The organism is Microbacterium sp. P2_F9, from assembly GCF_056403635.1.
Genome location: NZ_JBFUFC010000019.1, coordinates 22,727 through 33,356, shown reverse-complemented (window position 1 = coordinate 33,356; position 10,630 = coordinate 22,727). Strand labels below are relative to the sequence as shown.

At 65.4% G+C, this 10,630-nt stretch carries 10 protein-coding genes; 6 read left to right on the top strand and 4 right to left on the bottom strand.

Annotated features, from left to right (window positions below; translation table 11 throughout):
• Together AC1DVT_RS03750 and AC1DVT_RS03745 are read right to left on the bottom strand one after the other, a co-directional pair.
• Positions 1 to 261: hypothetical protein (locus AC1DVT_RS03750; protein ID WP_477386645.1), on the bottom strand; the 261-nt coding region annotated here is incomplete at its 3' end.
• Positions 262 to 327: 66 nt separating this feature from the next.
• Positions 328 to 1,299 carry a rhamnan synthesis F family protein gene (locus AC1DVT_RS03745; protein WP_477386643.1) on the bottom strand — a complete coding sequence of 324 codons (972 nt, stop codon included), beginning with the start codon at positions 1,297 to 1,299 and terminating at the stop codon, positions 328 to 330.
• Positions 1,300 to 1,604: 305 nt separating this feature from the next.
• Between AC1DVT_RS03745 and AC1DVT_RS03740 the strand changes: the two genes are divergently transcribed.
• From AC1DVT_RS03740 to AC1DVT_RS03725, 4 genes are all read left to right on the top strand, one after another.
• Positions 1,605 to 2,459: a hypothetical protein gene (locus AC1DVT_RS03740; RefSeq protein ID WP_477386641.1), complete on the top strand. Its 855-nt coding sequence runs from the start codon at positions 1,605 to 1,607 to the stop codon at positions 2,457 to 2,459.
• Between the two features lie 145 nt (positions 2,460 to 2,604).
• Positions 2,605 to 3,681, top strand: coding sequence for a glycosyltransferase WbsX family protein (locus tag AC1DVT_RS03735; protein ID WP_477386640.1), 1,077 nt, complete (start codon positions 2,605 to 2,607; stop codon positions 3,679 to 3,681).
• Positions 3,678 to 4,736, top strand: a complete 1,059-nt coding sequence (locus tag AC1DVT_RS03730) for a glycosyltransferase family 4 protein (RefSeq protein WP_477386638.1) — start codon at positions 3,678 to 3,680, stop codon at positions 4,734 to 4,736. Before AC1DVT_RS03735 ends, AC1DVT_RS03730 begins: the two co-directional genes overlap by 4 nt.
• A gap of 114 nt (positions 4,737 to 4,850) precedes the next feature.
• Positions 4,851 to 5,705, top strand: a complete 855-nt coding sequence (locus AC1DVT_RS03725) for a hypothetical protein (RefSeq protein ID WP_477386636.1) — start codon at positions 4,851 to 4,853, stop codon at positions 5,703 to 5,705.
• On the opposite strand, the gene AC1DVT_RS03720 is transcribed toward AC1DVT_RS03725, so the two are convergent.
• Positions 5,706 to 6,590, bottom strand: coding sequence for a glycosyltransferase family 2 protein (locus AC1DVT_RS03720; RefSeq protein WP_477386647.1), 885 nt, complete (start codon positions 6,588 to 6,590; stop codon positions 5,706 to 5,708). It lies immediately after the preceding gene.
• A gap of 147 nt (positions 6,591 to 6,737) precedes the next feature.
• Between AC1DVT_RS03720 and AC1DVT_RS03715 the strand changes: the two genes are divergently transcribed.
• Complete coding sequence (locus AC1DVT_RS03715; RefSeq protein WP_477386634.1) at positions 6,738 to 7,679, top strand: glycosyltransferase family 2 protein; 942 nt, start codon at positions 6,738 to 6,740, stop codon at positions 7,677 to 7,679.
• A gap of 36 nt (positions 7,680 to 7,715) precedes the next feature.
• Complete coding sequence (locus AC1DVT_RS03710) at positions 7,716 to 8,555, top strand: alpha-1,2-fucosyltransferase (RefSeq protein WP_477386632.1); 840 nt, start codon at positions 7,716 to 7,718, stop codon at positions 8,553 to 8,555.
• Between the two features lie 4 nt (positions 8,556 to 8,559).
• Here the strand turns inward: AC1DVT_RS03710 and AC1DVT_RS03705 are convergent, their stop codons facing one another.
• Positions 8,560 to 10,371, bottom strand: a complete 1,812-nt coding sequence (locus tag AC1DVT_RS03705) for an ABC transporter ATP-binding protein (RefSeq protein ID WP_477386630.1) — start codon at positions 10,369 to 10,371, stop codon at positions 8,560 to 8,562.
• Between the last annotated feature and the right edge of the window lie 259 nt (positions 10,372 to 10,630).

The following is a 10,630-nucleotide window of genomic DNA, read 5'->3' as shown; positions in this document are numbered from 1 at the left end:
CCGTTCCTCTCCTCGGCCGTCGCGCTTCGGCTCGGTGGAGGAGTGATTCCCGTAGCAGAGGGCCTCGCTGGCCGCCTGGATGGAAAGCTGCACGATCACCTGTTTCGGGAACTGCTCAGCGCGCCTGAATACCGCGATCCCAACTTCCACAACGCGGTAGGTGCTCTCGCCCGTCTGCTGTGGCCGCCATCTGGGAGACGGCGTGAACGCTTTCGCGCCCACGTTGCGGCTCGGCTTCCGTGGTTGCGAGACGTTGTTCACAGGCTCCGTGCAGGACGCCCCTGAGGAACGCCCTCACGCCCTGTGTGACGATCGCGCTTGCGCGGCCTATTCCTCGGCTGCCAGTCGGGGGACTCGGTAGCGGACCACCCCGGGCTCGATGCGCTGCGCTTTCTGCCAGCGATCGCCGTAGAACGCGTCGACCCGCCGCAGGTAATCGCGCACTCCGTCGAACTCAATCGGAAAACGCGCCTCACATGCCGACAGCAGGGCCGGAGCGTCGAGCTCGTAAGGGTCATCGCGCAAGGTGGAAAGCTTCACGACGGGTAAGCGCGGCGAGGAACCCAATGCCCGGTCTGCAAGCGCAGCGGCCGCATTCCACTCCGGCGTTCGCGCGTGTGCGAACACGCGTTTGGCCCATCCCCCGAGCTTTCTCCACCGCCTCTCAGAGAGGAGATGTGCAGCCGCCCGGTGGTCGACTCGCGCGGCGCCGACTAGTCGGTCGAAGTACGACGGACGGAAGTATGGCGCCAACTGAAGCCCGGCGTCTCGCAGGTCCGTCGACAGCCCCACTTCGTACCGTGTGATCACTTCGTCACGGCTGTCCAGCGTCCGAACAGCATCCCAGAACCCGCGGAATGCGGTGGACTCGCAGGCTTTTCGACCAAACACCAGGAAGTACGACTGGAGGTGGGGGGAGAATCCGTACCCGGGCGTCAGCCCCCACACATCGGCCCTGCGCCGATCCATCCGGGCGAACATGTGTTGCAGGTCCTCCAGCGGGAGAACCGCACTGTCATTCAGGAGGATCAGTCGGGTCAGGCCGTGCAAGCCGACATGATCCAGGCCCGCGCGGTAGCTGGCGAAGTCGTGACCCACGTTGGGTCGTTCGAGAAGCTCTGCGTGCGCGCGCAGCCACGAGCGACTGCTCTCGGTGAGCTGCGACGTAGATACCACGAGTACGCGGTCAACGACAGTCTTGATCGCGAGAATGGTGCGTTCCACATGCGGGGCGACATCCCCGTGCGGGTCGAAGTGAGCCATGACGGCAACACGCGACATCCGCTCCGCACCGGTCACGCCTTGACACTACAGCGGGTGCTGCGCGCCGTTCGCTCGGGACGCGGCATCCGTCCCCTCCCGGGCGAGGGGCCTTGACACGGCAACAAGGCTCCGGGCATCGATGTGAGCGCCGAACGCCGGCCTCTTCGGTCCGCAAACCGCGGAGCTGGGACCGGGTCGAGCCGTCGCCACTGCGCACCCACGGAGCCAACTATCATCAGACAAGGCTCTCGCCAGCGAAATCGCAGAACGTGGGTCTGCCAATCCACGGTCGACGCCGCGGTCGCTCTCAACCTGGAGGAATCGTGCGACATCGCCGCATCATGTCCTTCTACTGGGACAACATCGACCCTGCCATCGTGCGCGAGCAGGCCGAGGTATTCCGGCATCTCGGGTACGAGATTGAGCAGGTCGAGGCCACCGGACTCCACCACGGACGCTTTCTCGACGAGCGCATGCGCAATCTGGGAGTGGATGACACCGCGCTCTTCGTTGACATCGACTGCATTCCTTTGAACTCAGCGATCATCGATCGGGCATTCGCCATGGCGGAAGCGGGCGGCATCCTCGGCTGTGCCCAGGCAAGCGCACACGTCGACTCGGATCGCATATACACCGGCCCGATGTTTCTGGCGGTAGCTCGCTCCACTTGGGACAGTATCGGGCAGCCGAGCTTCTGCTCCTCACCGACCGCCGATATCGCGCAGGATGTTCATGACGTGGCGGTACGTGAGGGTGTCGATGTCGAGTACCTCGAGCCGTGGGCCACAGCACTTCCGCAGTGGCGTCTCGGCGCAGAGGGCCTCTTCGGCTTCGGCACCTTCTATCGCGGAGGCGTTTTCCACCTGTTCCAATCGCGAGACAGCCAGTACGCGTTCCTGCTCCACGAACTCGCAGCCGATGTGATCGCCGATCGTCAACCGGACGTCCTCGCATACTGCAGACGTGCGCTCGATGCCTACGCCCGAAACTGGAATCGTCCCTCCGAGCGCTTGGCAAGGCTGAAGTCACGCGTGAGGCTGCGATCGAGATTGCGATCCGGCTGGGGTCGTGCGGTCAAGTCGACTGTGGGGGATGCTCCCGCCAAGTTCACCGCGCCAGCTTCATCAACGATGGCGGCTCGCCAGCCGCAGGAGGTCGGCCAGGTCGGCGGCGAGTTCGACCAGTCAGCGGGTTGACGCCGACTTCGGCAGTTGGAGGAAAGGGACCGAGAGAAGGCGGAGGCCAAACACGGCTAGCATGAAAAGGCCGGCGAGGCGCCCGGATCGCTCTTCCGTGTCAGCGGTCCGCTGGCCCCGAGTAGATGGGAACTGCGAGCTGGACATGACCCCCGAGCCCCTCGCCGCCCGCGCACTCGCCTTCTACCTTCCGCAATACTTCCCCATCCCCGAGAACGACGAATGGTGGGGCCCGGGCTTCACGGAATGGACCAATGTCGCGCGCGCGCGAGCGCTCTTCCGTGGCCACCAGCAGCCAAAGCTTCCCGCGGATCTGGGCTTCTACGACCTGCGTGTTCCTGAGACCCGCCACTCCCAGGCCGAGCTCGCCCGTCGCTACGGCGTCGAGGCGTTCGTGTATTGGCATTACTGGTTCGGCGCAGGCGACCGCATCCTTGATCGCCCGTTCCGAGAGGTGCTCGCCAGCGGCGAGCCTGACGTCGGGTTCGCGCTCGCCTGGGCGAATCAGACCTGGACGGGAGCGTGGCACGGTGCCGTGGACAAGGTGCTGAAGGCGCAGACCTACCCCGGCCCGGAGGACGACCTGGCGCACTTCGAGGCCGTCCTTCCGGCGTTCCGGGACGCGCGTTATCTCCGCGTCCACGGGAAGCCGGTCTTCTATGTCTTCCGGCCCGAGGAACTGCCCGATGCCGCCGCTTTCGTGGATAGGTGGCAGGGGATGGCGCGTCGGGCCGGCCTCGACGGGCTCTACCTCGTGGCGGAGATGAGCGACTTACTGGGCCGCGGTCCGCGATACAATCGAGTGGAGGCGGATGGCTTCGACGCCGGAGTCTACATGCGCCTTCCCGCTGAGATCACGAGGTGGACCACGCTCAAGATGCGAGCCCGCCGTAAGGTCTTCGGCGGCCCGGAAGTGTGGCCGTATTCGGACTCCATCGTCGACTCCTACACGCGTGGGCGAAGCATCCAGCCTTGCGTGTTCCCGAACTGGGATAACACCCCACGGGCAGGTCGCCGGGGCCTTGCCGTCACAGGTGCGACGCCCGATGGCTTTGAGCGGAACGTCCGCGCTGCAGTCGCACAACTCGGCGACCGTCCGCTCGAGGAGCGGCTGCTATGGGTGAAGTCGTGGAACGAGTGGGCGGAGGGGAACCACCTCGAGCCAGATTTGCGGCATGGGCACGGCTGGGGTGACGCCCTGCGATCGGGTCTTTCGCCGTGAGCAGCCCGAGCCCGGTGCCGCCCCTTCGCATCGCGATGATCTCGTACTACCTGCCCAGCGAGAGCAAGATCGGGGTCGGGTACCAGGTCGACGCACTTGCGAATGAGTTGACGCGTCGCGGTCACCAGGTAGACGTCTTCAGCCCGTGTGCCCCCGTTCCGGGAGCGCTGTACAACCACGTGCATGTGCCCCTCTGGGGCTCGCTGAGGACATTCCGCTTCGCTTTCGAGATGCGCCGCCGCGACCTCTCCTCATATGAGGTTCTGCACGCACACGGCGAGGATTATTGGATGTGGCGTCGCCGTGTTCCCATGCATGTTCGCACGTTGCACGGCTCCTGCTTCGAGGAGGCCATTCACATCCGCGGAGTGAAAGAGAAGGCGAGGATGGTGCTCCTCGGCTTCACAGAGGTTCTTGCGAGCCTGGTGGCTGACCGGACCGTTCTGATCTCGCCGCAGACGCGCCGGTGGACCCCCTGGGTCAAGACGGTCATACCGAACGGCGTCGATACACATCGGTTCGCACCGGACCCGCCACAGCCGAAGCACGTGCACCCCACGGTTCTGTTCGTCGGGACGTGGCACGGCCGCAAGCGCGGCGCAGAGTTGGCGTCGATTTTCGCAGAGCGCGTGCGCGCCCGCGTCCCAGGCGCCCGACTCAGAATGGTCACGCAGGATGCCCCCGCTGCACTTCCCGACGGCGTCACTGTGCTCGGCCGGCTGGACGACGAGGCGCTCGCCGCGGAGTATCGGCGCGCGTGGGTCTTCTGCCTGCCTTCCAGCTACGAGGGATTCGGCATCCCGTATGCAGAGGCGATGGCTGCCGGGTTGCCCGTGGTGGCGACGCCGAATCACGGAGCGCAATACGTAACGGATGCCGGCAGGTTCGGCATCCTCTCGACAATCGACGACATCGATGCCCCGATCGTCCGGCTTCTGCGCGACCCCGACGAGCGCGAGCGCTGGCGTACCCGCTCGCTCGAGCGGGCCGCAGTCTTCGATCTCGAACGCGTCGCCGATCAATACGAGCGCGTCTACTGTGCCCGTCGACGCTGAGTCGCGGAGCGACGCCGGAGTCGCACCACGGCGTGCGACGCCAGGAAATCGGGGACGACGCACGCTGTTACCATTGCCTCCCCGAATGATGCGCCATGCCGGAAGGGAGGAACCGTGGGAGTCGCCCTCGTGGTGAACGCGTATGAGCGGACGTATCGGTCCGTTCTTGCGCCCGGGTTCTTCCCCAAGGTCGTCGACTCGAATCTGCGGCAGTTCGATGAGGTCGTCGCGCTCGTGAACAACGTCGACGAAGAGTCCGACGCTCGATCCCGGGCTGAGACGCTCCTTAGCCGGGGCGAGATCACGGGCTACGCATTCGTGGCGGATCACATCGGGCCCGTGCTCGAGCGGACAGGGCTCACCAGCCGGTCGCTCCGTCGGCACCCATATCTGCTCGACTACGGGCTCGTGATGCCGCACGTATGCGAGTCCGAGTGGCTCCTCGGCTGGGACGCCGAGACCGAGCTTGAGACCCCGGCGAACTGGGTGGATCCGGGCATCGAACTCCTCGAGAGCAACCCCCGGCTCTTTCACACTTCCCTCGCCTGGCCGGGCTTCACGCCCGACTCGCCCGGCTACGAGGTCGAAGAGGTCGGAAGGATTGGGGACTACAGCGTCAACTGGGGGTTCAGCGACCAGCTCTTCCTGCTGCGTCGCGCCGATCTCATCGGCAAGATCTACCAGCGTTTCGCACCGATGGCGGCCGCTCGACATGCCCCGCACCCGACCACATTCGAATATCGGGTGGAGGCCAACCAGCGCGCGACGCGCAGGCCTAGAGCAACGCTCACCACCCTCCATTACAGGACGCACGACGTTCCCGGTGGCGTCCTCGGGAGGGTCGGGTCTACGAGGTTCGAGTACGAGCGAATGCGAGCGCTCTACCGCTTGGAGTACTACATGCTCAAGCGCCTGCCGAAAGGCGCCGGGCCCCGATGGTCCAATGCGGCGCCCGCGGGGCGAGGTTGATCAAGTCTCTTTGCGACGCCTCTCTCGGCGTCGACGGACGGCATGAAGCGACGCGAYGGGCAGGGTGAAGATGCCCCAAGCGGCGACGCGCGCCGCGTAGCCCACCTCGCGGTCTCGAACGGCGGCGATCAGGTCCGCGAGATTCTGGTCGGCGGAGATCGACACGACTGTCCGCCGTCGAGCGCGCATCAATGCGATCCGATCGGTGTTGCCGTCCTGCTTCGCGGTTCTCAGCATCTCGCGCATCGACAGCATCCCTGCCCGCCGGCCCGCCAGGCTTCTACCGGTGACATTGGAGTCGTGCCGTCGATAAGAGACGAGCGCTCGGTCCACGCCGACGAACTGACCCTGCAGCAGGAGACGCGCAATGAGGTCGTTGTCTTCGGAAGGCTCCATCCGTGTCCGGCATCCGCCGACAGCGAGGTAGGTGTCGCGTCGGACAAGGAGCGYCGTGATCCTCGGTGACGCGACGCGGCCGGAGAACATGTCGTTGTTCGACGCAGGCGGCGCCCCCCACGGCTCGCCGAGCGGGCGACTGTCGGCGTCTATGTACTCGCCGCCAGTGAAGCATGCGATTGCGTCCGGCGCGCCAGCCAGCACAGACATCTGGGCGCGCAGTCGGTCTGGATGCCACAGATCGTCGTCGTCGAGGAACGCGACCCACTCGGAATCGACCTGGAGCACGCCGGCATTACGCGCGGCGGCGATCCCCGACGGCTCCTGGCGGTAGTACCGCAACCCGAGTTCTCGCGCGACGTCTTCGAGCCCTGGGGCCGGCGAGCCGTCGTCGACGAGAAGGATGTCTGATACCGCGAGAGTCTGAGCCCGGAGAGAGGCTACGGCCTCGGCGAAGTACGGACCGCCCCGGTTCGTCGGCATGATCACGCTGATCGTCGGCCGTCCCACACGCTCACCCCAAAAGCTGCCGCATGCCCCGGAGGACGGGGCTCGATCAGTTTAGACTGGCGCGATCGGGCATCTCGTGCCACCCAACCGACTGCGAGGATGCGAGTGATCCCGGAAACGGACCGCATGACGACCCACAGCATCTGCATCGTGACGTACGAACGACGCGATTTCCTGCGGCGGTGCCTGACGTCGCTCAAGGCGAACGTAGCGCCCGATACCGAGATCGTCGTCGTAGATGCCTCGGCGACAGCCTCGGCCGAGATGGTCGAAGAGCTGCACCCCTCGGCGCTCTACGTGCATGCGCCGGCGCTGGCCGGATGGATGACGCGATCGCGCAACGAAGCACTGCGCCACGTCACGGGCGAGATCGTCAGCTTCCTGGATGACGATGTCGTCGTCTCGGCCACGTGGCAGCGAGCGCTGCTCGACGCGTTCGCGGATGTGACGGTGACTGCGGTCGCCGGGCGCACCCGCAATCTGCAGCCGGGTGAGGACTCGTATGAGCAACCGGTCGGCCGACTGCTTCCGGATGGGTCGCTCACTGAAGGCTTCGCCTCCCTGCCGGGCGGAGTGACCGATGTCGACCATGGAATCGGCGCGAACATGTCGTTCCGCCGCTCGATGCTCGCTCTGCTCGGGGGTTTCCGCGATGACTACCCGGGTACCGCGATGCGGGAAGACACCGACATCTTCCTGCGGGTCAAGCGTGCGGGAGGCAGGGCGGTGTTCGTGCCGGATGCCGTCGTCGACCACCTCCCTGGACCACATATCAAGGGTCAGAGGTTCGACACCCGCTACAAGCTCTACGCGCGACGGAACCACATGGTGCTCCTAGCGCGCGACGCGGGCATCCGCTCGCCGAGCCTTCGCCGGTGGATCAGGCGCGAGTACGGCACGGTTGGGGACGCACGGGGTCTGTGGGGCAAGGTTCGACGGTTCGGCGTGACCTCAATCGGTGTCGCCTGGGGTGCCGGCGCCATGCTTCGCCAGGCTCGGTGGGCGCCGACTCCGCCCGCTCGCGTCGATGACGCCGGGAGCGAGTTGCGGGTGCTGCTCTCGCGCTAGCAGAGGCGTCGGGTCCGCTCGCAGTAAAGTGAGCCGATGGACGCGCGTCGATTCCCCGCTCGCGCTGCTCGGCATCTGGCTTGGCGCGTCGAGCGGATCACGACGGCGACACTTGACGCGATGAGGCGCGGTGACCGGACGCTCATCACGACTCCTCCGGCAGGATTGCGGTTCGGCAACTGGCTGTACCTGTGGCTCGATGCGCACCAACGCACGCTGGCCGGCGAACGCACCGTCGTGCTCGAGGCGCCCGGGATGGATGTCTGGCTCGACGCGTTCCCTGCTCTCCGAGGACTTACCGTCTCCCGCGATCTCGTTCGATTCCACGATCGCAGGGAGTGGGACGCCGAAACCTCGTGGAAGCAGCGATTCGGCGTCGACTTCACGCGGCCAACGATGGACGCTTTCGTCTCCGATTGCCTCGCCCCCTACATCCACGCGGATGACTCAGGGATGCTGGTGATCAACGTCCGACGCGGGGACTACTACAGCGACCCCGGACACCGCGAGCGGTATGGCTTCGACCAACTCGGATACGTGCAGGACGCGCTTGCCAGGGTGGGATCCGTCGACCGCACGCTGATCGTGTCGGATGATCCGGACTGGTGCCGAGACAACCTTCTTGAGATGGTGGAAGCGGCCTCCAGGACCGTGGATTTCGCCGACCGCGACCCTGTGTCGAATTTCAAGGCGGTCGCCAGTGCCAGGCGGATCATCGGGACGAACTCCACCTTCTCGTACTGGGGCGCATACGTGTCAGGCGTACTGCACGCCTCGCCCGTCATCGTTATGCCGGGATTCCATGGCCGACTGCCGCAGGGGTCAGACGCGTATCAGCTCGACCCTCGGTGGATCGCAATCGACGGATACTCCTGAGCCGTCAACGCAGGTCGCCGAGTTCCACAAGCCGTGCGAAGTCCAGGTTCTGATCGCGAAGCAGGGCGAAGGTCCCCTGGGCTTCGACGCGGCCGTCTTGGAGAAACACCAGGTTGTCGGCGTGCCGCACAGTAGAGAGTCGGTGAGCGACGATGAGGATCGTCAAGCTGCCGCTGAGCCCTCTCAACGTTTCGGTGATCTCGTGCTCGGTCACGTTGTCCAAGGCGGAGGTCGCCTCGTCGAGTACGAGCACCGAAGGTCGGCGGTAGAGCGCACGTGCCAGACCGAGGCGCTGTCGTTGGCCTCCCGAGAGGCGAACCCCCCGTTCGCCGACGACTGTGTCAAGGCCKTCTGGCAGCTCGCCGACCAGATCGGAGAGTTGCGCCAATTCGACGACATCCCGGACGCGGGCATCGTCCACATTTCGGCGGTCAACGCCGAAAGCGATGTTTGCGCGCACCGTGTCGTTCGTGAGGAACACGTCCTGCGGAACGACGCCGAGAGACGCGTACCAACTTGCCTTGTCATCGAAGACCGAGCGACCGCCGCACAGGATTGCGCCCGATGTGGGATCCTGCAGCCCGAGGATCAAGTCGAGCAGCGTGCTCTTGCCGGCTCCGCTGGATCCCACGAAGGCGGTCGTCCGATTCCGGGGGATGGTCAGGGTCAGGTCGTGGAAGACGGATTCGGCGGCATCGGGGTAGCGGAACGCCACATGGTCGAGCGTAATGTCCCCCGCATACTTCGTTTCGGAACGGGGGCTCTCCTCATGGGTGCCGCCCTCATCCAGTTCGGCGACCACATCCAGCACGATGCCCAGACCGACGCGCCCCACCCGAATCGTGCCGAGCGTCGTCGAGACGCGTGTGAGGGTCGGCAGCGCGCGCAGTGCAGCGGCTGCGAACACGCCCAGGACCGTGAACGCCGTGCCGGCTGGCTCATTCGCGAACAGGAAGAGCGAGATCCCGACGATTGCGATCACGAACAGGATCTCGAGCGAATAGCGGGGGATCTCGGAGAGGATTCCCGCCTCACGAGAGGCCCGTGCCTCCCGCAGCCGCGAGGCGCGGAATCCGTCGACGAACATCGATGCGCTCGAAGTGAGCCTGGCCTCGCGAAAGCCATCGAGCGCCGGCATCAGGAATTGCCAGGCCTCGAGACCCGCCTCCGCCATCTCCTCACCGAGGTGGGACTGGCGGTGCCGCAGCATCCGTTGGAGCCCGAAGACGAACCCGGCGAACATGGCGACGGTGAGAAGAGTGACGAGGGGCGCGGTGATCGCCAAGATGGCCACGATTCCTACGAGCATCAGTACGTCGGTGCACATGCCTATCACCGCGAGCAGCACAGAGACCGCCTGCCCTACGGCCGCGGTGATGTTTCTATAGACCTCGCTCAGCCGGCGTGTGCGGTGGTGGGCGTACGGGGCGAGCACATACCGGCTCATTAGCGCGGTCGAGACCAACGCGCCTACCCGTGTGGTCTGACCGAACAGCCACCAGCGGAAGAGGAGCGCCAGCGCACTTTTGCCGACGAACAGCACCGCGATCGCGCTTGCCACGATCGGAATCAGGGTGGTGGGATCATCCGTCCCGACGATGTCGGCGATCACCGCGAGCGCGCCGCTCTCGGTACTGACTCCGGCCAGCAGTTGAGTCAGGGGAATCATCGCGGCTACGCCCAGCATGTCGAGAAGAGCCAGGATGATGGATGCCGCGACCGTCGTCACCGTCCATACTCCGGGGTGCGCGCCAGCGAGTCGCAGGAGCTGTCGCAACTGTCCGATCGTGCTCGGCTCGCGCGGTGCGGTCGACATCTCTTTTAACCCTCGGATTCTGCGCCACCAAAGGTCCGGGAGGGGCACACGTCGTCTAGGGATCATAGTTCACGCATGTCGGTGACTCTTGGATCGGCCTCAGTGCGGTAATGGGCGACATGTGTCGATCGTGTTTCACGGCTTTCAAGGCACGATCACCTGCGCTATGCTGACGCTGTCCCGGACAGGTGTCCGTACCGGCTTGAATTGGGGAAGACGAGCCAAGCGTCTACTCGTTTCCCGCCACAGCAAACTTTCG